This is a genomic window from Pseudoalteromonas sp. 68 DY56-GL68 (assembly GCF_041414825.1).
Classification (GTDB): Bacteria; Pseudomonadota; Gammaproteobacteria; order Enterobacterales; family Alteromonadaceae; genus Pseudoalteromonas.
The window spans coordinates 73,939-98,743 of the sequence record NZ_JAOCZL010000007.1; the positions used below are offsets into that span (position 1 = coordinate 73,939).

General features: G+C 41.0%; 23 protein-coding genes. 12 read left to right on the forward strand and 11 right to left on the reverse strand.

What is annotated here, in order from left to right:
* The first annotated feature begins 10 nt into the window (after window positions 1-10).
* From NYF15_RS05080 to mdoH, 10 genes are all read left to right on the forward strand, one after another.
* A complete protein-coding gene (locus tag NYF15_RS05080) occupies window positions 11-1,000 on the forward strand; it encodes an AraC family transcriptional regulator (RefSeq protein WP_130149569.1) in 990 nt (329 codons plus the stop codon).
* Window positions 1,001-1,214: 214 nt separating this feature from the next.
* On the forward strand, window positions 1,215-1,658 hold the full coding sequence (gene dksA, locus NYF15_RS05085; protein WP_062569522.1) for an RNA polymerase-binding protein DksA: 444 nt from the start codon (window positions 1,215-1,217) through the stop codon (window positions 1,656-1,658).
* 18 nt (window positions 1,659-1,676) lie between these two features.
* Entirely contained in the window at window positions 1,677-2,621 is a 945-nt protein-coding gene (gluQRS, locus tag NYF15_RS05090; RefSeq protein WP_371353002.1) for a tRNA glutamyl-Q(34) synthetase GluQRS, read from the forward strand.
* Window positions 2,622-2,914: 293 nt separating this feature from the next.
* Window positions 2,915-4,204, forward strand: a complete 1,290-nt coding sequence (gene pcnB / locus NYF15_RS05095) for a polynucleotide adenylyltransferase PcnB (RefSeq protein WP_371353003.1) — start codon at window positions 2,915-2,917, stop codon at window positions 4,202-4,204.
* Window positions 4,204-4,692: a 2-amino-4-hydroxy-6-hydroxymethyldihydropteridine diphosphokinase gene (gene folK / locus NYF15_RS05100; RefSeq protein WP_130149644.1), complete on the forward strand. Its 489-nt coding sequence runs from the start codon at window positions 4,204-4,206 to the stop codon at window positions 4,690-4,692. Before pcnB ends, folK begins: the two co-directional genes overlap by 1 nt.
* Before the next feature lie 29 nt (window positions 4,693-4,721).
* Window positions 4,722-5,516 (forward strand): 3-methyl-2-oxobutanoate hydroxymethyltransferase, encoded by a 795-nt coding sequence (panB, locus tag NYF15_RS05105; protein ID WP_130149566.1) that lies wholly within the window; start codon window positions 4,722-4,724, stop codon window positions 5,514-5,516.
* Complete coding sequence (gene panC, locus NYF15_RS05110; protein WP_130149565.1) at window positions 5,517-6,368, forward strand: pantoate--beta-alanine ligase; 852 nt, start codon at window positions 5,517-5,519, stop codon at window positions 6,366-6,368.
* Between the two features lie 56 nt (window positions 6,369-6,424).
* Complete coding sequence (locus tag NYF15_RS05115; protein WP_130149564.1) at window positions 6,425-6,664, forward strand: hypothetical protein; 240 nt, start codon at window positions 6,425-6,427, stop codon at window positions 6,662-6,664.
* Window positions 6,665-7,023: 359 nt separating this feature from the next.
* Complete coding sequence (locus tag NYF15_RS05120; protein ID WP_371353004.1) at window positions 7,024-8,679, forward strand: glucan biosynthesis protein; 1,656 nt, start codon at window positions 7,024-7,026, stop codon at window positions 8,677-8,679.
* Window positions 8,651-10,627: a glucans biosynthesis glucosyltransferase MdoH gene (gene mdoH / locus NYF15_RS05125; RefSeq protein WP_371353005.1), complete on the forward strand. Its 1,977-nt coding sequence runs from the start codon at window positions 8,651-8,653 to the stop codon at window positions 10,625-10,627. Before NYF15_RS05120 ends, mdoH begins: the two co-directional genes overlap by 29 nt.
* A gap of 56 nt (window positions 10,628-10,683) precedes the next feature.
* Here the strand turns inward: mdoH and NYF15_RS05130 are convergent, their stop codons facing one another.
* The 7 genes from NYF15_RS05130 to epd form a co-directional block, all read right to left on the reverse strand.
* A complete protein-coding gene (locus NYF15_RS05130; RefSeq protein ID WP_130149561.1) occupies window positions 10,684-11,652 on the reverse strand; it encodes a PstS family phosphate ABC transporter substrate-binding protein in 969 nt (322 codons plus the stop codon).
* 91 nt (window positions 11,653-11,743) lie between these two features.
* The gene (phoR, locus tag NYF15_RS05135) at window positions 11,744-13,075 is read right to left on the reverse strand and encodes a phosphate regulon sensor histidine kinase PhoR (protein WP_193987743.1); all 1,332 of its coding nucleotides are present in this window, start codon (window positions 13,073-13,075) and stop codon (window positions 11,744-11,746) included.
* A gap of 53 nt (window positions 13,076-13,128) precedes the next feature.
* Window positions 13,129-13,818 carry a phosphate regulon transcriptional regulator PhoB gene (gene phoB / locus NYF15_RS05140; RefSeq protein ID WP_130149560.1) on the reverse strand — a complete coding sequence of 230 codons (690 nt, stop codon included), beginning with the start codon at window positions 13,816-13,818 and terminating at the stop codon, window positions 13,129-13,131.
* A gap of 145 nt (window positions 13,819-13,963) precedes the next feature.
* Entirely contained in the window at window positions 13,964-14,914 is a 951-nt protein-coding gene (locus NYF15_RS05145; protein ID WP_371353006.1) for a porin, read from the reverse strand.
* A gap of 398 nt (window positions 14,915-15,312) precedes the next feature.
* Window positions 15,313-16,377: a class II fructose-bisphosphate aldolase gene (gene fba, locus NYF15_RS05150; RefSeq protein ID WP_062569512.1), complete on the reverse strand. Its 1,065-nt coding sequence runs from the start codon at window positions 16,375-16,377 to the stop codon at window positions 15,313-15,315.
* Between the two features lie 207 nt (window positions 16,378-16,584).
* A complete protein-coding gene (locus tag NYF15_RS05155; protein WP_341803192.1) occupies window positions 16,585-17,760 on the reverse strand; it encodes a phosphoglycerate kinase in 1,176 nt (391 codons plus the stop codon).
* Window positions 17,761-17,802: 42 nt separating this feature from the next.
* The gene (gene epd, locus NYF15_RS05160; protein WP_130149557.1) at window positions 17,803-18,819 is read right to left on the reverse strand and encodes an erythrose-4-phosphate dehydrogenase; all 1,017 of its coding nucleotides are present in this window, start codon (window positions 18,817-18,819) and stop codon (window positions 17,803-17,805) included.
* A 450-nt stretch (window positions 18,820-19,269) separates the two neighbouring features.
* Here epd and NYF15_RS05165 point away from each other — a divergent pair, with 450 nt between their 5' ends.
* Together NYF15_RS05165 and NYF15_RS05170 are read left to right on the forward strand one after the other, a co-directional pair.
* On the forward strand, window positions 19,270-19,554 hold the full coding sequence (locus NYF15_RS05165) for a damage-inducible protein J (RefSeq protein WP_371353007.1): 285 nt from the start codon (window positions 19,270-19,272) through the stop codon (window positions 19,552-19,554).
* Window positions 19,551-19,829 (forward strand): type II toxin-antitoxin system RelE/ParE family toxin, encoded by a 279-nt coding sequence (locus tag NYF15_RS05170; RefSeq protein WP_130149556.1) that lies wholly within the window; start codon window positions 19,551-19,553, stop codon window positions 19,827-19,829. Before NYF15_RS05165 ends, NYF15_RS05170 begins: the two co-directional genes overlap by 4 nt.
* 24 nt (window positions 19,830-19,853) lie before the next feature.
* Here the strand turns inward: NYF15_RS05170 and NYF15_RS05175 are convergent, their stop codons facing one another.
* The 4 genes from NYF15_RS05175 to NYF15_RS05190 all read right to left on the reverse strand — a co-directional run bounded on the left by NYF15_RS05175 (window position 19,854) and on the right by NYF15_RS05190 (window position 24,441).
* Window positions 19,854-20,477, reverse strand: a complete 624-nt coding sequence (locus NYF15_RS05175) for a 3'-5' exonuclease (protein ID WP_371353008.1) — start codon at window positions 20,475-20,477, stop codon at window positions 19,854-19,856.
* Between the two features lie 9 nt (window positions 20,478-20,486).
* Window positions 20,487-22,325 carry a DUF294 nucleotidyltransferase-like domain-containing protein gene (locus NYF15_RS05180; protein WP_237118002.1) on the reverse strand — a complete coding sequence of 613 codons (1,839 nt, stop codon included), beginning with the start codon at window positions 22,323-22,325 and terminating at the stop codon, window positions 20,487-20,489.
* A gap of 117 nt (window positions 22,326-22,442) precedes the next feature.
* Window positions 22,443-24,167: a sodium:solute symporter family protein gene (locus tag NYF15_RS05185; RefSeq protein WP_130149553.1), complete on the reverse strand. Its 1,725-nt coding sequence runs from the start codon at window positions 24,165-24,167 to the stop codon at window positions 22,443-22,445.
* A 10-nt stretch (window positions 24,168-24,177) separates the two neighbouring features.
* Window positions 24,178-24,441: a DUF4212 domain-containing protein gene (locus tag NYF15_RS05190; RefSeq protein WP_004586074.1), complete on the reverse strand. Its 264-nt coding sequence runs from the start codon at window positions 24,439-24,441 to the stop codon at window positions 24,178-24,180.
* Between the last annotated feature and the right edge of the window lie 364 nt (window positions 24,442-24,805).

The following is a 24,805-nucleotide window of genomic DNA, read 5'->3' on the forward strand; positions in this document are numbered from 1 at the left end:
ATGAAATCCTATGTTTTATGTCAGTAGTCAAATAATTCGCTCGTTGTTCTATTTTCTTCAGCGTCAAGGACTTGAATCAGAAAAGCTAAACTCATTACTGGCAGAGCGAGCTCATTATTTAGATGATACTTGCTATCGGTTCCCTGTTTCTGACTATGAATCGTTAATGTGCTTTGCAGATACTCAGCTTAGTAAAGAGCATATTGGCCTGTTATTTGGCCAATCTCTGAAGGCACAAAATTGGGGATTACTTGGTCATGTTGCACTTGTCAGTCAAAACCTTGAAAAAGCACTACAGCACGCGCAAAAGCTAAATTCTTTAGTGAGAAATATAGGTCATATTGAATTAGTACATGAAAACCAACAATGTCGACTTAGCTGGCATGCAAAAGAGACAATAAATCACTACATGGTTGATGAGTTATTCAGTAGCTGGTTATCCTTTGCTAAGCATTGCTGCCAGCAAAACGCAGAGCTTGCACTCGAGAAGGTACAGCTTACAAGAAAGCCTCCTTCACCTTTGTGTATGCAAACTTATCAACATACTTTTAATTGCCCTATCGAGTTTAATGCTGCCATAAATTGCCTGATTTTTGATGAGAAACTTCTTAGCAGCCCTTTACTGTCTCCTAACCCAGAGCTTGAGCAGATTTTACTCTCTCAAGCAGGTGACGTTACCCCGCATACTGATTACATTAACGAATTAAATGCATTTATCGCCAGCCAATTTCCCTATATTCCAACAGTTGAACAAGCAGCACATCAACTTGGCTTTAAAAAGCGCACCTTACAACGTTACTTAACTCACCAACAGTTAAGCTTTTCAAAGATAATTGACATACAAAGGAAGCAGCACGCAAAACAAATGCTATTACAAGGTTTTTCAGTGCTTGAAGTCAGCAATAAGTTAGGGTTTTCAGAACAAAGCGCGCTACAAAGAGCATTTAAGCGCTGGTATCAAACAACACCAAAGAAGTTTTTAAACGAACATAGTTTTTAAGTTGTATTATTTTTTTTTGCCCATATTACTAGGCAAGTTTATAAAAAATTGACTAGCAGCAAGCGTTAATCAAACCAAGTAATTACTTTTTCATTCACTTCTTGGTTTAGGCACACAGGATTAATTAAAAATAAATTTGCCTCAACCTGTCGTTTCTGCTATTTATAGCCGCCGGCTAACGCTGGGCAATATATTAAGGATTTAGGAGAAAGTTATGCCAGACCAAAAAAGACTAGGGTTATTGGCTCAGGCCGGGTTAGAGCCGTATCAGGAACAGCCAGGTGAAGAGTATATGAATGATGCACAACGTGCTCATTTCAAAAAAATTTTAGAAGCTTGGCGTAACGATTTACGTAACGAAGTAGACCGTACTAAATCGCACATGCAAGATGAAGCTGCTAACTTTCCAGATCCAGTTGATCGCGCTGCACAAGAAGAAGAATTTTCATTAGAGCTTCGTACTCGTGACCGTGAGCGTAAACTGATCAAGAAAATTGAAAAAACAATTCAATTAATCAAAGAAGATGACTTTGGTTTCTGTGAATCATGTGGTATCGAGATTGGCATTCGTCGTTTAGAAGCACGTCCAACTGCTGATCTATGTGTTGACTGCAAAACACTTGCAGAAATAAAAGAAAAACAATCAGGCCGCGGTTAATTATTTTTAAATTAACCTATGTCTACCACAGCCGTTAATACGCAATCGCGTATATATCGTGGCCGTTTTGCGCCATCCCCGTCTGGGCCCTTACACTTTGGCTCATTAATAGCGGCTGTGGGAAGTTTTCTTGATGCGAAAGTTAATCAGGGTAAATGGTTAGTTCGTATTGAAGATATTGACACAACACGTGTTGTCCCTGGCGCTAGTGATGATATTTTACGTACATTAGAAGCTTATGGTCTGCATTGGGATGAACGTGTCATCTACCAAACTAACCGCCTACAAGAATATCAATCCGTCTTGGAGCAACTTATTGCTCAAGGTTTAGTTTATGCTTGCCATTGTACCCGCAAACAAGTTAAAGCAATGGGTGGTATATACCAAGGCCAGTGTAAGTTAAAAGGTCATTCCTTCGTAAATTCGGCACTTCGATTATCCCAGCAATTTGCCACTAGCCACTACAGCGATCTCATTCAGGGAAAGGTAGAAGTTGACCAAGCTTTAGCCAAAGAAGATTACCTTATCAAGCGTAGTGACGGTTTATTTGCTTATCAACTAGTTGTTGTGGTCGATGATATTGCTCAAAATATTAGTCATGTTGTGCGTGGTGCCGACTTATTAGAACCCACGGCACGACAACTTAGTTTATTTAAACAACTTAACCAAACAGCACCACAATACGCTCACCTACCCTTAGCAGTGGCAAAGCCGGGCTTTAAATTATCAAAACAAAATTATGCCCCTGCCATTTCAAAAACAGCACCTAAGCCTGCGCTTTTTGATGCCTTTCGCTTTTTAGGCTTAAACCCCGAAGCTGCTCTTTTGTCTGCAACGGTCGAAGAAATGCTAAAATGGGCTGTTGCGGCCTACCATCTTGGATGTGTTCCCAAAGTAAAAGAGATTCAAGTAAGTGAGGATCCACATTCATCTTTTAGTAAATTTCAATCCATCACAAAATAAATTGCCAATTTAAAAGGTCGAGTAACTTAATTTTTATGCCACGCTGGTATATGATAGCGACCCAAAGTGTGCGATTCATCAGCACCTTAATTTAGCGCCATTTTAAACACACTGATTACACGTCAATCTCACACCGACGAAGTGAAAAAACAAACGCTATACTTGATGAGTTGCAAAGACCATGTCGTAGGAGACAGATTATTATTTCCAAGCTTTTTCAATTTTGTCGGCAAATTATTGGCCCAAATGCCACTGACACACACAATGCCGTACAAGCCAGCGAATTGCCTTTGGTGATCGAACGTAGTGAACATGGGATTTCACGTAAACAATTTAGCCCAAATGCAATCAAAGTATTGTACCGCTTAAAAGAAGGTGGCTTTGATGCTTACCTTGTAGGTGGTTGTATTCGAGATATATTGTTAGGTCAACAACCAAAAGATTTTGACGTAGTAACCAACGCAACACCTGAGCAAATCAAAAAACTGTTTCGAAATTGCAGACTGATTGGCCGACGCTTCCGTTTGGCGCATATAGTATTTGGTCGTGAGATTATCGAAGTCGCGACCATGCGTGGACACCACGAAGCCGACGAAGTTAAAAATCAAATTAGTCAATCAAGCGAACATGGCCAACTGCTGCGTGATAATGTGTACGGGAGCATTGAAGAAGACGCCGAGCGCCGCGACTTTTCTATCAATGCCCTCTACTACTCAATTAATGATTTTTGTATTTATGATTACGCCAATGGCATTAGCGCAATTAAAGCGAAGCAAATTGAGTTAATTGGCGACCCAGAAACACGCTACAGAGAAGACCCTGTACGTATGCTGCGCGCTGTTCGCTTCGCCACTAAATTAGGGATGAGTATTGCGCCTGCAACCGAAAAACCTATTGCAGGACTGGCTAATTTATTAGACCATATTCCACCAGCGCGTTTATTTGAAGAGTCACTCAAGCTATTCTTAAATGGCAAAGCTGAAGAAAACTTCATTATGCTACGCCAATATGGTTTATTTAAAGCACTGTTTCCAGCACTTGATAAAATCTTAGATGCCAATCCTAATAGCCTTGAACATGCGTTTATCCTGCAAATGTTTAAAAACACCGATAAGCGTATTAATGCAGATAAAAAAGTCACGCCGGCCTTTATTTTTGCTGCCTTGCTGTGGTTCCCATTACTGAGCATTGCTAAAAAATTACAACAGCGCGATCAACTGTCAGAGTACGATGCATTTGCACAAGCGATGAACAAAGTACTGAGTGAAAACGCCCAGCATGTAGCTGTACCAAAACGCTTCACGCTCGGTGCTCGCGATATTTGGCATATTCAACAACGCCTTGATAAACGGGGTGGACAACGTGCTTACCGACTGACTCAACAACCACGTTTTAAAGCTGCATATGACTTTTTACTATTACGTGTTCAAGCAGGTGAAACTGAACTTCAAGAGCTTGCTAACTGGTGGACAAACTATTTAGGACAAGACATTAATGGCCAAAAAGAAATGGTCAAAGCGCTTGGTCATCAAGGTGGTCCAAAACGTCGCCGCCGTCCACGTAAGAAAAAAACAGAGCAATGATGAATCAAGTTTACTTAGGTTTAGGTGCTAACTTAAATGCACCACGAGAACAAATACACCGCGCTATCACTGAGTTAAAAGCACACTCAGATATCGAGTTTATAAGTGCCTCTCATGATTACGCGAGTAAACCTATGGGTCCACAAGACCAGCCTGATTATGTTAATGCTGTAGTATGCATAAAAACAAAGCTAGCCCCAGAACAACTACTCGATTTAACACAAAGTATAGAACTTAAGCACGGTCGTGTTCGAAAAGAGCAACGTTGGGGCCCGCGAACTCTTGATATTGATATTCTTTTATTTGGCGACCAAGTAATTGATACACCTCGTTTGACTGTGCCGCATTATGGCTTAACAGAGCGAGAATTTGTTGTGTATCCACTATTAGAAATAGCGCCAACATTGCTATTACCAAATAGCCAACCACTTGCTGATATAAAAAACACGTTGCCCTTAAACGATTTACAACAACTCCCTCAGCAGTAATTAACCAAGGCAAAGCCTCAGAGGAAATTATGTCTAAAATTACCGTTTCTACACTTAATAAAATGAAACAAGAACAACAAAAAATCACGGCATTGACAGCCTACGACGCCAGTTTTGCCAAATTGTTTCATGATAATGGCGTCGAGGTGATTTTAGTGGGCGATTCACTGGGTATGGTATTACAAGGTAACGACGACACCCTTGCCGTCACCAATACTGATATTGCCTACCATACCCGTTGTGTGCGCGCAGGCAGCCGCGAATTATTCGTTATTGCTGATTTACCGTTTATGACATATGCCAACCCGACAGACGCTTGTAACAACGCAGCTGAGCTAATGCGTGCGGGTGCAAATATGATTAAGCTTGAAGGTGGTGAATGGTTGCATGACAGCATTCGCGCCATGACTCAGCAAGGCATTCCTGTATGTGGTCACTTAGGCTTAACACCGCAATCAGTGCATGTGTTTGGCGGCTTTAAAATTCAAGGTCGTGAGCAATCTCAAGCAGATAAAATGGTTAGTGATGCAAAAGCGCTTGAAGCTGCGGGGGCGCAATTGCTCGTTTTAGAGTGTATTCCGAGTGAACTGGCTAAGCGTATTACTGATGAACTAAACATTCCAACCATCGGCATAGGTGCAGGCAATAAAACTGACGGGCAAATCTTAGTAATGCACGACTTAGTAGGCATTTCAGCCGGTTACATTCCTAAGTTTTCAAAAAACTTCTTATTAGAGACAGGCAATATGCCTGCAGCTGTTCAAAAGTATTGTGAAGATGTAAAAAGTGGTGCTTTCCCAAGTACCGAACATGAGTTTAAATAAATGCAGTCAATCACCGAAATTAAATCGTTACGTAGTCAGATCAAAGCTTGGCGTCAAGCGGGCCTGAGCATTGCGCTTGTGCCAACTATGGGCAACTTGCACCAAGGCCACTTTTCGCTAGTTGAAAAAGCAAAAACATTAGCTGATAAGGTTGTGGTCAGTATTTTTGTTAACCCAATGCAGTTTGGCGCTAACGAAGATCTTGATAACTACCCAAGAACACTAAGTGCGGATAAGCAGGGGTTAGCCGATTTAAATACTGATATCGTTTTCACCCCATCTGTGGAAACCATTTATCCTAATGGCTTAGGTGAACAAAGCTTTGTCGATGTGCCAGGCGTATCTATGGGCTATTGTGGAGGCTCTCGCCCTGGACACTTTAAAGGTGTTGCAACGGTTGTCACTAAATTATTTAACCTTGTTCAACCTGATTTTGCCTGCTTTGGTGAAAAAGACTTTCAACAACTGCAAGTCATAAAAACCATGACGCGTGATTTATCTATACCCGTTGAAATTATTGGCGTTCCTACATGCCGTGAAATTTCAGGCCTTGCCATGAGCTCTCGTAATGGTTATTTATCTGATGAGCAAAAAGACACTGCAAAAGTGCTGTTTGCCACGTTAAATAATACAGCAACGGCACTCAAACAAGGCAGTGTAGACATCGCAACACTTGAGGTAGAAGCAAAAGCACAGCTTGAAGCAGCAGGGTTAAAACCTGACTACTATGCAATTGCCGAGCGCTCAACGCTAAAAGCTGCAACAAGCGAGGATAAACAACTCGTTATTTTAGCAGCAGCCTATTTAGGTACGGTGCGTTTAATTGATAATTTGCAAGTTGAGCTGGATTAAATACGCTTAATCTGGGTAAGATGGATTTAAAAGAACACAATATACTAGGGATCAGCATGAAAAAACTACCTGCAATTACAGCATCATTGTTCGCTTTGACGCTATTATCAGCTTGCTCAAATAAAATCGAAAACCCAGAAATGCAACAATGCGCACAACAGAACTATCAATGTGAAAGCAGTTGTGAACAACAAAGTACCGCAGATGGACTAGTCCATAAAGTATGTAGTAATAAATGTATTGAAGCTTACAATCAGTGTAAAGCGAATGCAGAAAAGCTTGGTGATGTACAATAGCTCACCTTTTTAGACACTGATTACCTTTATAATCAGTGTCTTACTCTCAAAAATCTCCTCGGTTACAATTTTTTAACCCAAATTAAGCGTCTGCTAATTTTGTTCATATTTTTGCTCATCCTTTAAGCTATTCATATTAGAGCAAGCTTTCGTTCATTAAACTTATCCATATTAGTGACGAACTGGTTAGCTAACAGTGTAATTATTTCTCACTAATCCCAAAATTACTTCTTACATTAGCAGTACCAACAAAAAAATCATTGATAAACAAGTGTTTATTTTAGGTCCGCTTTTTGCTGAGAACATTAACGCAATTACAACAGCTCGACGTGATTATTTTAAGGCTAAAGGAAAACAGAATGAAACCAGAAACCCAGATTAAGCTCTTCAGTGCATTTAAAAAGAAGACCTACTTGGGCGTATTATTAGCCATCTGTGCAGGCAATGCATACGCTACTGAAGAACAAACTCAACCACAAGCAGAGGAAGCGGTTGTTGAGCAAAAGCCTGCGATGATTACTATCCCACAAGAAAAGCTATTTGAAGTTATCACTGCACGTGCGAAAAAATTAGCTTCAGAGCCTTATGTTGCACCTAAAGATTTAGAACTTGAAGCTTTAACAAGTATTGGTTATCAAGATTATCGCGCAATTCGTTTTCGTACTGAACAAGCTATTTGGAAAGATGAAAGCCTTTATGAAATCCAATTATTTCACCCAGGTTTTTTATATAAATCACCTGTTGCGATCAATACCCTAGAAAAAAATGCCGAAGTTAAAAGCTTGCCATTTAAAACGGATTATTACCGCTACGACGCAACGGCAGCCCCTTTAGAGCAAGAAATCAGTAAAGCCACAGAAAATGCGCAGTTAGGTCATGCCGGTTTTCGCCTACACTTTCCTTTAAATAACAATGAGTACAAAGATGAAGTCGCTGTTTTTCAAGGCGCATCTTACTTTCGTCTAGTTGGCCCACATCAGGTATACGGTATTTCAGCGCGAGGCTTAGCGATTGATACGGCCTTAAGTTCAGGCGAAGAGTTTCCTGTTTTTAAAGAGTTCTGGCTAGTTAAACCCGCGCCAGAGGACACGACTATCGTGCTTTATGCGCTTTTGGATAGCCCTTCGGTTGCAGGAGCATATCGCTTTGAGCTTACTCCTTCAACCAATACTGAAGTAAAAACCGAGATGCAAATTTTTGCTCGTAAAGATATTAAAAAGTTAGGTATTGCACCGCTTACAAGTATGTTTTATCACGGTGAAAACAGTACCAAGTTCTTTGATGACTACCGTCCAGAAGTTCATGACTCAGATGGCTTATTAATGCAATCTGCAGAAGGTCAATGGGTATGGCGTGCACTTAATAATCCGAAAAAACTGAGCGTAACCTCTTTTAGTTATGATAGCCCGAAAGGCTTTGGACTTGCGCAGCGTGACCGTGATTTTAACAATTACTTAGACACAGAGGCGCACTACCACAATCGCCCTAGCATGTGGATTGAACCTATCAATGATTGGGGCAAAGGGCGTGTAGAGCTTGTTGAAATTCCGACAGACACCGAAACTAACGACAACATTGTTAGCTACTGGGTACCAGAGCAAGCTATGAAGGCTGGCGATAATTTAAGCTTCAGCTATAAGCTATCAACCTTCAATGCAACCCTTGCAACGCAAGATAAAGCGAGTGTGCTAAGAACCCGCATAGGTAGCGCGGCATTACCAGGTGAGAAGAATCCACCGCCTAAAAGTCATCGCCAATTCACCGTCGACTTTAGTGGCGAAAATATTAACCAATTGTCTGCAAACTTCGCACTGATGGCTGATTTAAATATTTCAGCTGGCCAAATCAGCGATAAAACAGTGCAGCAATTACCAAATAATCAAGGATGGCGCGTAGCATTTAAGGTGGCGCCTGAGGGAGATAAGCCCGTTGATATGCGCTTATCGCTAAAACTACGTGACAAAGAAATTAGCGAGGTATGGAGCTATGTCTGGTATCCAAATGACGTCCAATAGTAAAAAACTAACTGCAATGCCGTTTAAAAAGACACGTGCTTGGCTTTTTACGTGCCTAGCACTGGCCATAACAGCGTATGGCGTGTGGATCATGTTCGATATTTTAAATTCAAACGGCATGACATTACTTGAGTACGCATTATTAGCATTATTCTCTGTAACCTTTGCATGGATTGTTACTGCCTTTTGTAGCGGTTGTATGGGCTTTATTTTACAGCTTCTACGCATTGACCCATTAACATTGAAACGTCAAAAACCAATCGACGTAAATGCTGATGCTATTGCCCAAACGAAAACAGCCATCGTTATGCCTGTTTATAATGAAGATACAGAGCGTGTTATTGCAGGCTTTGAAGTGAGTCTTCGCTCGCTTGAAAAAACAGGTCAAATGCCACATTTCGATTTTTATTTACTCAGCGATACGCAAGATCCAGACATTGCCCGCAATGAGCTAAAAGCATGGAATGCATTTACAACGCGCTTGGGTGATTTAGCGAAACACACATTTTATCGTCGCCGTGAAGATAACAAGCATCGTAAAGTAGGTAACTTAACTGACTTTTGTGAGCGTTGGGGTAGCCAATACGAACATATGATAGTACTTGATGCTGACAGCATAATGACGGGTCAATGTATGCTTGAGCTAACATCAAGCATGATCAATAACCCTAACACAGGTCTTATTCAAACGATTCCGATTCCGGTTCGCCAAGATACTTTTTTCGGTCGCTTTTTACAGTTTGCATCAATCTTATATAGCCCAATGCTCGCGACGGGGTCTGCTTTTTGGCAAACAAATCAAGCTAATTACTGGGGACACAATGCGATTATTCGCGTAGAAGCCTTTACACAATGCTGTGGCCTTCCAGTGTTAAAAGGTAATGCGCCTTTTGGCGGTGAGATTTTAAGCCATGACTTTGTGGAGGCATCACTGTTACACCGCAGTGGCTGGGATGTGCTATTACTAAGCGACGTTGAAGGTAGTTACGAAGAAGTACCCAGTAATATCTTAGACTACGCAATTCGTGATAGACGCTGGGTACAAGGTAATATTCAACACTTAGGCCTGCTCCCTAAGTCGGGCTTGAAGCTGATGAGTAAAATGCACTTTTTATTTGGTGCTACGGCCTATATTTCATCATTAATTTGGCTATCAATGTTGGCATTAAGCACCTTAGATGCGGTAACACGTGCTGTAAACAGTGATGTGTATTTCAACCATGCGTACCAGCTTTTCCCAACATGGCAAATAGCAAAAACTGAATTAATTGACTCGTTATTATTCATCACAATTGGTTTGCTGTTACTGCCGAAGCTACTAGGTATCATTGTCACACTCGTACACCGCAATAAAGCATTTGGTGGCACAATGAAACTCATTGCTGGCGCACTCATTGAAACTGTATTTGCCATTATCATCGCGCCACTTATGATGGTGTTTCATAGCTACTTTGTAGTGTGTGTATTTCTTGGCAAAAAAGTAAGCTGGGATGCACAACCACGTGAGGGACGTATGGTTCCGTGGAAAGAAGCAATCGGCTATACATTATTCTCTACGATTACTGCGTTTATTTGGGGCGGTGTTGCGTATTACTACACACCGACTTTCTTTTGGTGGTTATCGCCTATTTTAGTCGGTCTAATTTTAGCTGCACCAATTGTTCGATATTCAAGCAGTATTGGTCTTGGTGTTAAAATGCGCAAAATGGGGATTTTCCTTTGCCCTAGCGAGGTAATTGATGATGATACTCTCGCAGCACTGCGTGTTCATCAGCAAGAGATTGCCTTACCTAAGGACTCACAGGCAAGTTTTGATGTGCCAGCTTTACCTGACGAGTCACCAACGGTCATGCCTATTCAAAGCTTTAAGGCACCTTCAGGTAAAAAGCGTAAGCAAGTTCGCCGCGCACAACAGCGGCTCAAAGCAAAGCTACTCGCTAAGCTCTAAACTGAAGACGAAAAAAAACCGCTCACTGAGCGGTTTTTTACTATGTCTGTTGGTTGTTACAGAAGGCCTAGCTTTTTAAGTTCAGCCATTGCCATTTTGCCTGAAAGTGGCACATAACCATCTTTCTCAACAATTTTTTGACCATCTACAGAAAGAACCATTTTTAAGAACTCTGCGTCAATGGGTGCAAGTGGCTTGTTAGGGTGCTTGTTCACATAAACATACAAGAAACGAGATAATGGGTATTTACCAGTAGCAACGTTTTCTAGGGTTGCGTCAACAAAGTTAGACCCTTTTTTCGCCAGGGGTACTGTACGTACACCCGATGTTTTATAACCGATACCTGAGTAACCAATCGCGTTTAGTGACGATGAAATTGATTGTACTACAGAGGCAGAACCTGGTTGCTCATTTACATTGTTACGGAAATCACCTTTACACAGTGCTTTCTTTTTAAAGTAACCGTAAGTACCTGATACTGAGTTACGACCATAAAGTTGGATGTCTTTAGCAGCCCAGTCACCCGTTAAACCTACATCACTCCAACGGTTTGCTTGTGCGTCAGCACCACATTTACGAGTAGAAGAGAAAATCGCATCAACTTGGTCAATTCGTAAACCTTCAATAGGGTTATCTTTGTGTACAAAAACAGCAAGGGCATCGATTGCTACGCGTACTTCAGTAGGCTTATAACCGTAACGCTTTTCGAATGCTTCAATTTCTTTTGACTTCATACGACGGCTCATTGGGCCAAAGTTTGCTGTACCTTCAGTCAGTGCTGGAGGCGCAGTTGAAGAACCCGCAGCCTGAATTTGAATGTTTACATTTGGATAGAAGCGCTTGTACTCTTCAGCCCAGAACGTCATCATGTTTGCAAGTGTGTCAGAGCCTACAGATGAGAAGTTACCCGAAATACCACTTGTCTTAGTGTATTCAGGCATATCTTTATCAACTGCAGCTGCTTGAGCTGATACAAATGTTGTTACAGCCACACCCATTGCGGCAACGAGGTTTTTGAATTTCATAGGGGTTACTCCGATTTGTTCGTCCCATTTCCTAACTGCCACCTACTTTAATTATACAAGATGACAGTTAGATTACCCTAAAATGACACTTTTATGACTTTGAATTATTTTCTGAAGAGCCTAGCAAACGAACAACTTTATCGCTGCCAAATGCAAACGAAAACGTGGAACCTTCACCGAGTTTACTTTTAATATCTAGGTGACTATCGTGACGTGTAAGCACGTGTTTTGTAATGGCTAAACCTAAGCCTGAGCCACCAGTCGTACGACTACGCGCCTTATCAACACGATAAAACCGTTCGGTTAAACGATTAATGTGTTCACTGGCAATACCATCACCATTATCCGTCACACTAAACGCAGCCAGATTATTTTTAAGCTGCCAATTAACCACTATTTTCCCACTAGGCTTGGTATAGTGAATAGCATTAAAAACTAAGTTTGAGAATGCGCTGCGTAGCTCATCCTCAGCACCTTTAATATCCAGAGTTTCATCCACATTAAATATGAGCTCATGGCCTTTGTCTTGATTAAGTGACTTCGCTTCGGTTTGAATATAGGTAAGTAACTGCGGCACATTCACAGGCTTGTCGTTATCTTGACGACGCGCCCCTTCAATACGCGACAGTGAAAGTAATTGATTGACCAAACTATCCATACGCTTACATTGTTCAAGCATGGTTGTTTGTGCTTTTTCCCACATAGCCGGTGGCGGTAATGTGTCAGCATCAAGCATTTCCAAATAACCAGTCACAACAGTGAGTGGTGTACGCAATTCGTGAGACACATTAGCCACAAAATCTTTACGCATCTGCTCAAGTTGCTTTAAGCGGGTGACATCACGTACCACCATCATCAGCTGTGAACTTGCATAGGGCATAACACGAAACTCTAGCGTTTGATCATAGCTATGGCCACCATCCAGTTCGAGCGGTTCATCAAAACACGCTTTATGCATGTACTTTGCAAATTTAGGATCGCGAATAAGATTATCTAAACGTTGTCCGTGATCGGTTGGCCACTGCAAACCTAATACCTTAAGTGCCAATTGATTACACCAGATAATGCTAAGGTCTTTTTGTAACACCACCACCGCATCTGGAACGGCTTCTGCCCCGTCACGAAAACGACGAATTAAATCAGCCAGCTCATTACGTTTTTTACGATTACGATGTTGTAAATGATAGATCCCTTCAAAGACCTGCTCCCACGCTCCCTCCCCTTCAGGTGGGTTAAAGCTACGCTGATTAAGGAGCCAATCGCTGAGGCGATATAATTGATGATAGTGCCAAATTAGTAGTGCAAAAGAGCCTAAAAATAAAAGCAAAAAAGGCGCACCAACTAGTACGCCAACTAATAACAAGGGTAAGAAATACATAAACAGGCGTTTTGCTAACGCCTGTTTATTGACTACTCGATACATACACTCACTTAACCTTAAGTATGTAAATTAGCTAACTATTGTCGGCTAAGGCACTATAATTTACTAGAAAAACGATAGCCTGCACCGCGAACGGTTTGCACCAAACGGTCATGTCCAAGTGGTGCAATCGCTTTGCGTAAACGACGAATGTGCACATCAACAGTACGGTCTTCTACATATACATTTGTTCCCCATACATGATCAAGTAATTGCTCACGGCTGTAAACACGTTCTGGATGAGTCATAAAAAAGTGAAGTAGTCTAAACTCAGTCGGGCCCATATCTAATTCACTCCCTTGTGATGTAACGCGGTGTGAAATAGGGTCAAGACGTAAACCATGCACTTCAATGGCTTCTTCTAAAGAAGTAGGAGACACTCGGCGAATAACCGCTTTGATACGCGCCATGAGCTCTTTAGGAGAAAATGGTTTAGTTACATAATCGTCAGCACCCACTTCAAGACCACGCACTTTATCTTCTTCTTCTCCGCGTGCTGTCAGCATAATAATAGGGATTTGACGCGTGTATTCGTTTTGCTTGAATTTTTTAGCAATTTGAATACCACTCCCACCTGGTAACATCCAATCTAATAAAACCATATCGGGGTATGGCTCTACCATCGCTTCAATGGCAGAGTCGTAATCTTCTGCTTCAATTGCTTGAAAACCATTTTGCTCTAAAACAAAAACCAGCATCTCTCTGATAGGTGCTTCGTCATCGACGACTAGTACTTTACGTGACATTCCAATTTATCTCTTTCGTTAGCGAACTGGTTTCATTATTATGACTAAGTATGACATTTTTATGAAAGTCTAACGAGTAATTCAAAAAGTACCAAAAAATCAAAGTATAAATCTGTATTTTTTAACTTTAAATGAGCTTTAATAACTAAAAGTCATACCTCAATGTGACAGCTAGATGGTCTTGATCGGCGTTATTATCTAGTGAGAATTGCGTATACCACATGTACATCCTTGCCTGTTTTGACAAACTTCGTTCAATACCAATAGACGTACCGGTGCCTGAATCTTTTAACTTACCAAATTCACCTTCCGCATCTTGATATTGCGCTAGTAACTTATATTTATTTAGCTTATAGGAAGCGCTAAATAGAAAGCCATCTTCACTATCAGAGTCTGATATTTTTTCACTTTGTTGGTACATTCCACCTAACGTGAAATCACCTAACTTACCTTGTGCAGTAATCCGTGTGGTGTCATAACCTGCCACTTTGCTGTCGTGGGCTACACTAACGAAAAAAGGTGTCTTTTTAAATTTACTGTCGCCGTACATGAGTGCTGCAGATACGCCTGTTTCATCTTTTTGCTTTGAGTTATCTTCGGCAATATAGGTGACCACAAATTGCATATTTCCAACAACAGGCGAGTTGTAATGAAGTACATCTCCAAGGCGGTTTTCACCATTAAAAAGGGCTTTTACATCACCATTAAAATCATTCATTAAATCGATTTTTCCCTGTGATACTTTTAGCGCGGTATCGTGACGCCCTGCGACTATTTGTCCATAACGCCCTTGCAAGCCGACATACTGATTACGTGCTGTAATATTTTCTTCTGTTTTGCCATCACTATCTTGATCAGCGGCATTTACAGCAAACTCAAACTTATAGATAGCTTTAAAACCATCACTAATATCACCGCTTCCTTTAATTCCTATGCGAGAGCTGTAACTCTCAACGGAAGTGTCACTCCCCTCCCCTGTGTCACTATTTGCAATACCTAAATGGGCTCGGCCATAAATATCAATCGCCTCGGCTGCACTATCAAAAGAAAATAAGCATATAGCAAAGCTCGACAACATAATGACTGGTTTGTTCATAGGACGATCCTTAATTTAAGCAGTAACTTAAAAATCGAACATAAACTGTTATTGGTCAAGATATAAGCAAGTATTTAATATAAATATTTCAGATCACTGATCTACTAACTGAAACAGATCAGGATCAGGTTTTTACTAAGTTTATCAGTTTCAGATCAATTTTATACTTACATATCAGGCTAACTTATTGATTTAATGTTAAGGCTCTTAGTATTTCGTTTAAAAGCTGAGCAGAGAACAGGCTGAGATCAGTATTGAACTAGTAAAATAATGATCTGTGTAGTTTAAGGTTAGTAAAACGCTGATCCTAACAAGCTTGAGTAAGTAAATCGCTGATCCAACTTGATCAAGACAATAAAAAGCCGGCATAGAAGCCGGCTTTATTCAATTAGTATCAATTACTTAATTTTTGGATCAAGCTCACCTGATAAATACTTAAGATGCATATCATCTAAAGAAATAGCTTTGATCTTACTTGCTTGTCCAGCAGTACCGAATGACTCATAACGCGCTACACAGATCTCTGTCATAGCTTTGGTTGCTTCAGCTAAGTATTTACGTGGATCAAAGTTAGCAGGATTTAAAGCTAAGTGACGACGAATCGCACCTGTTGATGCTAAACGAAGGTCAGTATCAATATTAACTTTACGAACACCGTATTTAATCCCTTCGATGATCTGCTCTACTGGTACGCCATAGGTTTCAGGAATTTCGCCACCGTATTGGTTAATAACTTCTAACCACTCTTGTGGCACTGAAGACGATCCATGCATTACTAAGTGAGTATTTGGGATACGCGCGTGAATTTCTTTAATGCGATCAATCGCTAAAATATCGTCTGTAGGCGGACGAGTAAATTTATACGCACCATGTGATGTACCACATGCAATAGCAAGTGCATCTACATGTGTTTTACGAACGAAGTCAGCCGCTTCTTCAGGATCAGTTAGCATTTGCTCTGTAGAAAGTTTACCTTCTGCACCTACGCCATCTTCTTCACCTGCTTCACCTGTTTCAAGCGAGCCTAAAACACCTAGCTCGCCTTCCACAGACACACCGCAAGCATGTGCCATTTCGACTGTTTGACGTGTTACATCAACGTTGTATTCGTAGCTTGAAGGTGTTTTACCATCAGACATTAATGAGCCATCCATCATCACTGATGAAAAACCTAACTGGATTGAGCGCTGACAAACACCTGGTGAAGTACCGTGATCTTGGTGCATTACAACTGGAATATGAGGCCATTCTTCAACGGCTGCTAAAATCATATGACGAATAAAAGGGGCACCGGCATAAGCACGTGCGCCAGCAGAACCTTGTACAATTACTGGGCTGTTTGTTTTATCAGCCGCTTCCATAATTGCACGCATTTGCTCTTGGTTGTTAACGTTAAACGCAGGAACGCCGTAACCATTTTCAGCTGCATGATCAAGAAGTTGTCGCATACTGATTAAAGCCATTTGGTATTCTCCAAATTGTATCGACAGTAGTTTCCTACTATCTAGTTTGAACGGATATGTTAGTTTTTGATGCATCACTGCATCACGAAAAGCCACAGCATTTACTATCGCTGACCGTTATAGCTGAAAATAAAATGAAGGTGAGAGGTATTTTATTAACAGCTAACCAGCATAACCAGACGACTGATTATGCTGGCTTCGCACTAATTACTTAGCACGTTCTTCAAGCATAGCAACCGCTGGCAGCTTTTTCCCTTCTAAAAACTCAAGGAATGCACCACCACCAGTTGAAATATAAGATACTTTATCGGCAATGCCGTATTTATCAATTGCCGCAAGCGTATCACCGCCACCCGCAATTGAGAACGCATTTGAATTCGCAATCGCATCAGCAATAGCACGAGTGCCGTTACCAAATTGGTCAAATTCAAATACACCAACAGGGCCATTCCACACAACAGTGCCAGCTTTAGCAATAATATCTGCAAGCTGCTTTGCTGTATCAGGACCAATATCAAAAATCATATCTTCGTCTGTTACTTCATTAACATCTTTTAATGTTGCAACCGCTGACTCTGAAAACTCATTACCAACAACAACATCAGTTGGTACCGGAATTTCACCGTTATTTGCTTTTGCCGCTGCACTTAGTTTGTTTGCTTCATCAATTAAATCAGCTTCAAATAAAGATTTACCTACAGGATGTCCTGCTGCTGCGATGAAGGTATTAGCGATACCGCCACCCGTTACAAGCTGGTCAACAACTGTAGATAATGAATCAAGTACAGTTAACTTAGTCGATACTTTAGAACCACCTACAATCGCCACTAAAGGACGTGCTGGGTTATCAAGCGCTTTACCTAGTGCGTCTAGCTCTGCCGCAAGTAGTGGACCTGCACATGCAACATCAGCAAATAAACCCACACCGTGAGTAGATGCTTGCGCACGGTGAGCCGTACCAAATGCATCCATTACGTATACATCACATAATGCAGCGAGCTTTTTAGACAGTACTTCGTCATTTTTCTTTTCGCCCACGTTAAAACGCACGTTTTCGAAAACAACCACTTCATTATCAGCAACGTCTACGCCTTCTAAGTAGTCTTTTTCAAGACGTACAGTTTGCTCAAGGGCATCATTTAAATAATCGACCACTGGGGCAAGTGAAAATGCTTCATCATATTCCCCTTCCGTAGGGCGGCCAAGGTGTGACATCACCATTACTTTAGCGCCTTTTTCTAACGCTAATTTGATAGTAGGTAATGCTGCACGAATACGTGCATCAGAGGTCACTTTACCTTCTTTAACAGGCACATTTAAATCTTCACGAATTAACACGCGTTTGCCGTTTAAATCTAAATCTGCCATTTTAATGACCGACATGGACTTCTCCTTAGTTAACGATACTAATATTATATTTATAAATTATTGACTTATAGCCACCATCGCACGCGCAGTATCGAGCATACGATTTGCAAAACCCCACTCATTATCGCACCACACCAACAACTTTATCAGTCGTTTATGACTAACACGTGTCTGTGTGCCATCTATGATACAAGAATGTGGGTCATGATTAAAATCTACCGACACCAAAGGCTCTTCAGTGTAACTTAAAATACCTTCAAGACGGTCTTTAGCTGCCAGTTTAAGTGCTTGATTAACAGCCGCTAAATCAACATCAGAATTAACGGTAACACTCAAATCCATAGCCGTCACATTGATTGTAGGCACACGCACTGCAATGGCTTCAAAGCGACTATGAAACTTAGGTAGTATTCGCTCAATACCGCGAGCAAGTTTTGTATCTACCGGAATAATAGACTGGCTAGCTGCGCGTGTACGACGTAAATCATGATGATATGCATCAATCACTTGTTGGTCATGCATCGACGCATGAATGGTCGTAATTGCCCCAGATTCAATTGAAAATGCATCATCTAATACTTTGATAACTGGCACAATACAGTTAGTCGTGCATGAGCCATTAGAAACGATAGTATGCTCTGCTTTTAATTCATCGTCATTAATGCCATATACTATGGTGGCATCAACATCGGCATCAGCTGGCTGCGAAAATAATACTTTTTTTGCACCGGCATTTATGTGTAGCTCAGCATGCTCTCGTGAGTGATATACTCCTGTGCATTCAAGCACTACATCAATATCAAGGGTTTGCCAAGGCAACTCAGCGGGGTTTTCTTCAGCAAACAGTGCTATAGAATCATTAGCTACTGTTAGCGTATCTTCACCTAGATTAACAGGAAATGAAAAACGACCATGAGATGTATCGTATTTAAGGAGATGGGCAATGCCCTTTGGGTCGGCTAGTTCATTTATAGCGACAATTTTAATCTGATCTTCAAGCCCTGATTCGTACAAAGCACGGACGATGTTGCGCCCAATCCGACCAAAACCGTTAATTGCAAGTTTGATTGCCATGAAGAAGAAAATCCACTCTAGTTGCTTGCAGATAAAGGCAGCTGCCTTTTAGATGGCGGTATTGTAATCGACCTTTGAAGTTTTTATAAGAGGTCAGCAAAAATAAAAATTGCTTAGCATGTTTTAGATGGCGCAGTTTTGGTAATCGACCTTAGACATTTTTATAAGAGGTCAGCAAAAATAAAAATTGCTTAGCATGTTTTAGATGGCGCAGTTTTGGTAATCGACCTTAGACATTTTTATAAGAGGGCAAGACTAATAAAACTACTTTAACAACCCTAGATGGCTCAATTTTGGTAATCGACCTGAAGAGTTTATAAGAGGGCCAAGTAAAAAGAATTTCTTCGTTAGTAAATTACCACTCACCTTAACTCTAATTAAAAAGTAAGTTAGTTGCCCAACCCTCACTCTAGCGCTAACATTTGTACACACAAAAGTCAGGAGTCTAGCATGGATACCAGAATTCAATTTCGAGTTGATGAAGAAACTAAACGACTTGCTCAGCAAATGGCACAAAGCCAAGGTAAAACACTTAGTGATGCTTGTAGAGAGCTCACAGAGCAATTAGCTGAACAGCAAAGAAAAGCGCTGTCTCACGACGCTTGGTTAACAGAGCAAGTAAATCAAGCTTTCGATAAATATGAGGCTGGTGAAAGTACTTTTATCGACAACAAAACTGCTAAATCCCGCATGGCTGAGCGTAAAGCAAAAATACGCAATAGAGGCAATCTATGATCCTATGGGAAGATGAATCTTTAAATGATCGTGAAAAAATCTTCGACTATCTTTATCACTTTAACCCAAGTGCTGCAGACAAAACCGATGAGCTCATCGAAGCTAAGGTAGAAAATTTATTAGCTCAGCCTTTGATGGGCGTAGAGCGTACAGGCATCAAAGGGCGACTGCTCATTATCCTTGAAATCTCGATGATTATTTCCTATTGGGTCGAGGATGGCATAATACGTGTCATGCGTGTTCTACATAAAAAACAAAAATTCCCTCAAGATTAACCCTTTTCAAGTAACGCCTTCTAATCAAACCAACTCCCCTACTTTCAGTGCTTTGCCACGACTGATTTGATGGCACTGCGCTAAGAATAACTCGGCAGTCGCCATGGCATCAGTAAGGGCATGGTGCGAGCTGTAATGCGGTAAATTGTAACGTTTGCGACATTCGCTAAGTGTTAAATCATCATGGCCAATTTCATGGCCTTGTTTATGGAGGCGCTTTTTTTCAATCGCAAAGGTATCAAGAATCAAACGCGCTTTTGCCTTTAAACCAAACTTACGACACGCTTGCTTTAAGAACCCCCAATCCAGCGCCGCATTATGAAATACTAAAATACAGTCATCAAAGTACTGATGTAAGTTAGTCACAATCACTTCTAGGCTTTCACCTGTATCTATATCTTGCTTAGCAATACCGTGATAAATCGGGCTTTGCTCTAAACTTTGCACGTCTTTATTTATTAAGTGCTGAGCGCCGCTGAGTTTAATACATTGATCTTCTATCATCACCCACGCCACAGAGACGATTTCATGCTTGCGAGGGTCAAGACCGGTTAATTCCATATCGATCACAATGTAGCGTTCTTTATAAGCATTAGACGCCAATAATTGCTTGCGTGCTAAATACCGACTTAACCAGCGTTTTACCATTGTGCTCTCCTATAAACTTCCGCGAGCAAATTTAAAGGCAGCAGCTTGCTGTGCTTGTTTAACCAAGTAAAACGCTTCTTTTAATTGGTGACGCTCTAGGGAGTTTAAGGCATTCGGGTTAATGCAGTTACTCGGTAGGCCTTCTTCATTTATTTGCGTGCCTAGGCGCAGCTGCGTTAAAAAACGCCAGCAATCTTTTAGGTTATACAAGTCATTTTTGTTGAGTAATGCAAACTTCATTAAGGCATCGATTCGCTCTTGCGTATTAGCCCGCTGAATACCTGCTTTGAGAGAATATAAACGCACTATGTCGTTGATGATCACCACACCACGTTTTTTTAAATCAAGGTATTTATGCTGCTTGTCATCTTTTTCTAGCTTAAATTGATTAAACAATCCGATTGGTACAGGTGTATTTTTAATATCACTGGCCATAGCCGCATAGAATAAGTCATTTTTAGAAATACGTTTTAATTGTTCACAGAAGCTTGCATATAAGGTTGTTGAGCCTTCAATAAACCGTAAATCAAAAAATATTTTGCAATTGAGCATGGCCTCTGGCGTGGGTGAGGTAATCCATTTATAGAATTTTTCAGTCCATGCACTTATACCCATTCTGCACTGTGGGTTGCTCGCCATAATATTACCAGGGCAACGTTTAATACCGCACTCAGTCAACTGCTCACATACAAATTCGCCCATACGCCTGAAGTAATCTTGCTGCTGTTCAGTTAAGCCATCAGGCAACAGTAAGCCATTGTCTTGATCTGAATGCAGGGTTTGTTCTTCGCGGGCCTGCGAGCCAAAACAAATAAAGCTAAAGCTGGTTGGCGCAGCACCATTATCTTCTTGAAACAAACGAATTAAGCGCGAGGTCAAGGCATCGGTTAAACCACTTAATAATTTACCAATCAGTGAAATATCATCGATATTATTCGAAAAACCTTTTAATAAGCTCGGAATTTCTTGCGAGTAGCGTTTTAAGTCAACCACACTATGTGCTTTATAAATACGACCAATCAATTGCACAGGGTCACTTTTTTGCTGGCGCAATAAATCAGTGCTGGTTAGCATACCCAATGGTTTATGGTGCTCATCAAGCACAGGTAAATGATGGATATTGTATTTGAGCATCAAGTGTAACGCTGAAAACACCCGATTATTCTCAAAGATAAACTTTGGTTTAGCAGTCATAATACTGCTAACAGACTCTTGTGGGTCAACCTCATCGGCTAATACACGATTGCGCAAATCTCTGTCTGTAACGACCCCCACTAAACGCTCATTTTCTGTGAGCATAATCGACGAGACACCCTGTTTTTTCATTTTCTTAGCGATTTGTCGAATGCTCGCATCAGGCGCTGAGATGACTGCTTTTCGATTCATCAACTCCGCTATTTTCTTTTCAGACCAACTCTCATTTTGACTCTTATAGTGAGATGAAAGCAGGCGATTCTTGTGAGCTCGCACAAAGTATTGCTCAAATACTTTGTATTCACGACGTAAATAGTCAAATGCCGCTTGGCCTAACATGTAAACAATGCCTTCCTTTTGCACAGAAATACTATTTTGAATGGCCTCGCCTGTTAGCAATGAGGGAAAGCCAAAGTAATCGCCAGCTGCCAACTTAGCAATCACATCGCCTTTTGCATCAACCAAATCGTAATCACCAGAGCGAATCAAAAACAACTTTGGATTTTCTGAGCTTAACCACTGATTTTGATTCTCACGGGTAAGGTAAATAATATCGAGATGGTTAACAAAGTACTCGCAGGCAGCCATATCAAGCTGATTAAAGGGGGTTTGCTGCATCACAAATTGGGCGACTTCCTGTTGCTCGGTATTCATGGTCATTCTCGCTATTTGATGGGGCAATATCTACACTACTCCCGTTTTAAATAAATAAAAAGCCCGACTTAAGTCGGGCTTTTAACCTTCAAGAGTGTGTTCTTGTAAATGGCATTTTTAGTGCGCGTGTGCTGCGCTCGAACCTTTCGGGTTACGAATACCTTCAACCATTTCTTGGATTTCAACTGGCGTTTCAGCCGTTAGTTTAAGTACGATACCTGCCACTACAAAGTTAACAATCATACCAACTAGACCAATCCCCTCAGGAGAGATACCAAATAACCAGTGTGCAGGCGCATTTAACTCAGGGCTTACGAACTTGAAGTAGATAATATAAGCCGCAGTGAAAGTAATCCCTGTCACCATACCCGCAATTGCACCTTCTTTGTTCATCTTCTTAGAGAAGATACCCATAATGATAGCTGGGAAGAAACTCGCCGCTGCTAAGCCGAATGCAAAGGCAACAACCGAGGCCACAAACCCTGGCGGGTTAATACCAAAGTAAGCTGAAATCACAATCGCTATCATTGCCGCTAATCGCGCTGCAAGGAGCTCTTGTTTGTCACTAATATCGGGTTTTAAGGTACGTTTTAATAAGTCATGGGATACCGAGGTCGAGATTACCAATAGTAAGCCTGCAGTTGTTGATAGCGCTGCTGCGATACCACCCGCTGCAACTAATGCAATCACCCATGCAGGTAAGTCTGCAATTTCAGGGTTTGCAAGTACCATGATATCGCGGTCAACATTCACTTCATTAGCGCTGTTTGGATCATCAATTTTACCTGCTGAGTAGAACATTTTGCCATCACCATTTTTATCATTAAAGGTAATAAGGCCTGTTCTTTCCCAGTTTTTAACCCATGCTGGCGCTTCAGCATACTCTGTACCGCTTCCATCTTTACCATTAATTGTATCGATCATGTTTACACGGGCAAACGATGCAACAGCAGGAGCAGTTGTATAAACAATAGCAATGAAAACAAGCGTCCATGCCGCTGAGATACGCGTGTCTTTAACACGAGGAACAGTAAAGAAACGAACAATTACGTGAGGTAGACCCGCAGTACCAACCATTAACGCACCTGTGATTGCGAATACATCAATCATGCTCTTCGAGCCTTCGGTATATTGCGCAAAGCCGAGTTCAGTACTGAGCCCATCAAGTTTATCAAGTACAAACTGTCCAGACCCATCGCTAAGCGTTGCACCAAACCCTGTTTGTGGGAAGAAGTGACCCGTCATCATCATTGAAATGAAGATTGCTGGAACAAGGTAAGCAAATACCAGTACACAATACTGCGCTACTTGCGTATATGTAATGCCTTTCATCCCGCCTAATACAGCGTAGAAAAAAACAATCACCATGCCAATGTAAACACCGGTCTCAATATCAACTTCTAAAAAGCGAGAGAAAACCACACCTACACCACGCATTTGACCTGCAATGTATGTGAAGCAAATAAAGATGGCGCATAATATTGCCACAATACGTGCTGCTTGTGAGTAATAACGATCACCAATGAAATCTGGCACTGTAAACTTGCCAAACTTACGAAGGTAAGGCGCAAGACATAAAGCAAGAAGTACATAACCGCCTGTCCAACCCATTAGATATACACCACCATCATAACCCGCAAACGAGATGATACCCGCCATTGAGATAAACGATGCTGCACTCATCCAGTCAGCGGCCGTTGCCATACCATTGGCCAGTGGTGGGACACCGCCACCAGCAACATAGAATTCATTTGTTGACCCTGCACGGGCCCAGATTGCAATGCCGATGTAAAGCGCGAAGCTTAAACCGACAATAATAAACGTGAGTGTTTGAACATCCATTGCTTAGCTCCTATTCGTCTACGCCGTATTTTTTATCTAACGTATTCATTTTGAAAACGTAAACAAAAATCAAAGCAACAAAGGTGTAAATTGCGCCTTGCTGGGAGAACCAGAAGCCGAGTTTAAACCCAAAAAAACGTACTTCGTTCAGCACATCTACCAATAAAATGCCAAAACCAAATGAGACGACAAACCACACTGCTAACAGTTTAAATAGCAGTGAAATATTTTCCGCCCAATAAGCTTTTGCTTGTTCTTCATCTTTAAAAGCCATTTTTATCCCCTTATACATTACCAATGTAATGAGTGGTATTAGTTGTCATAAACTAAGTTAGCAAGGGTTCAGCAATATGGAATTGATACCATAGTCGTAACAACTAGTTTACGTTTACGTAAACTGTAAAATCGCATTTGTAAATAATCAGTAAAAAGCAATATTTAACAAAGAGTTAACCTGTAATTATAAATCTGCGAAATACTGAAAATAGCAAAAACGAATGATCTGCGACATTAGTCTAATAAAAATACAAAAAAACATTAAAGACAATATTTTTCAATAAGTTAAATATAAAACTTTGTATATACAAAAAATCAACACATCGAAATTATTCATAATTCTGATAAGGTAGAGTTATTAC

Excerpts from the sequence above, each read along its gene's own strand:
- gluQRS (WP_371353002.1), top strand. The coding sequence starts at position 1,677 with ATGTCTACCACAGCCGTTAATACGCAATCGCGTATATATCGTGGCCGT.
- NYF15_RS05120 (WP_371353004.1), top strand. The coding sequence starts at position 7,024 with ATGAAACCAGAAACCCAGATTAAGCTCTTCAGTGCATTTAAAAAGAAG.
- NYF15_RS05175 (WP_371353008.1), bottom strand. The coding sequence starts at position 20,477 with ATGGTAAAACGCTGGTTAAGTCGGTATTTAGCACGCAAGCAATTATTG.
- NYF15_RS05190 (WP_004586074.1), bottom strand. The coding sequence starts at position 24,441 with ATGGCTTTTAAAGATGAAGAACAAGCAAAAGCTTATTGGGCGGAAAAT.
- NYF15_RS05170 (WP_130149556.1), top strand. The coding sequence starts at position 19,551 with ATGATCCTATGGGAAGATGAATCTTTAAATGATCGTGAAAAAATCTTC.
- NYF15_RS05185 (WP_130149553.1), bottom strand. The coding sequence starts at position 24,167 with ATGGATGTTCAAACACTCACGTTTATTATTGTCGGTTTAAGCTTCGCG.
- fba (WP_062569512.1), bottom strand. The coding sequence starts at position 16,377 with ATGGCTTTAATCAGTATGCGACAACTTCTTGATCATGCAGCTGAAAAT.
- epd (WP_130149557.1), bottom strand. The coding sequence starts at position 18,819 with ATGGCAATCAAACTTGCAATTAACGGTTTTGGTCGGATTGGGCGCAAC.
- NYF15_RS05145 (WP_371353006.1), bottom strand. The coding sequence starts at position 14,914 with ATGAACAAACCAGTCATTATGTTGTCGAGCTTTGCTATATGCTTATTT.
- NYF15_RS05115 (WP_130149564.1), top strand. The coding sequence starts at position 6,425 with ATGAAAAAACTACCTGCAATTACAGCATCATTGTTCGCTTTGACGCTA.
- mdoH (WP_371353005.1), top strand. The coding sequence starts at position 8,651 with ATGTCTGGTATCCAAATGACGTCCAATAGTAAAAAACTAACTGCAATG.
- phoB (WP_130149560.1), bottom strand. The coding sequence starts at position 13,818 with ATGTCACGTAAAGTACTAGTCGTCGATGACGAAGCACCTATCAGAGAG.
- NYF15_RS05165 (WP_371353007.1), top strand. The coding sequence starts at position 19,270 with ATGGATACCAGAATTCAATTTCGAGTTGATGAAGAAACTAAACGACTT.
- panB (WP_130149566.1), top strand. The coding sequence starts at position 4,722 with ATGTCTAAAATTACCGTTTCTACACTTAATAAAATGAAACAAGAACAA.
- NYF15_RS05180 (WP_237118002.1), bottom strand. The coding sequence starts at position 22,325 with ATGAATACCGAGCAACAGGAAGTCGCCCAATTTGTGATGCAGCAAACC.
- NYF15_RS05080 (WP_130149569.1), top strand. The coding sequence starts at position 11 with ATGTTTTATGTCAGTAGTCAAATAATTCGCTCGTTGTTCTATTTTCTT.
- folK (WP_130149644.1), top strand. The coding sequence starts at position 4,204 with ATGAATCAAGTTTACTTAGGTTTAGGTGCTAACTTAAATGCACCACGA.
- phoR (WP_193987743.1), bottom strand. The coding sequence starts at position 13,075 with ATGTATCGAGTAGTCAATAAACAGGCGTTAGCAAAACGCCTGTTTATG.
- dksA (WP_062569522.1), top strand. The coding sequence starts at position 1,215 with ATGCCAGACCAAAAAAGACTAGGGTTATTGGCTCAGGCCGGGTTAGAG.
- panC (WP_130149565.1), top strand. The coding sequence starts at position 5,517 with ATGCAGTCAATCACCGAAATTAAATCGTTACGTAGTCAGATCAAAGCT.
- NYF15_RS05130 (WP_130149561.1), bottom strand. The coding sequence starts at position 11,652 with ATGAAATTCAAAAACCTCGTTGCCGCAATGGGTGTGGCTGTAACAACA.
- NYF15_RS05155 (WP_341803192.1), bottom strand. The coding sequence starts at position 17,760 with ATGTCGGTCATTAAAATGGCAGATTTAGATTTAAACGGCAAACGCGTG.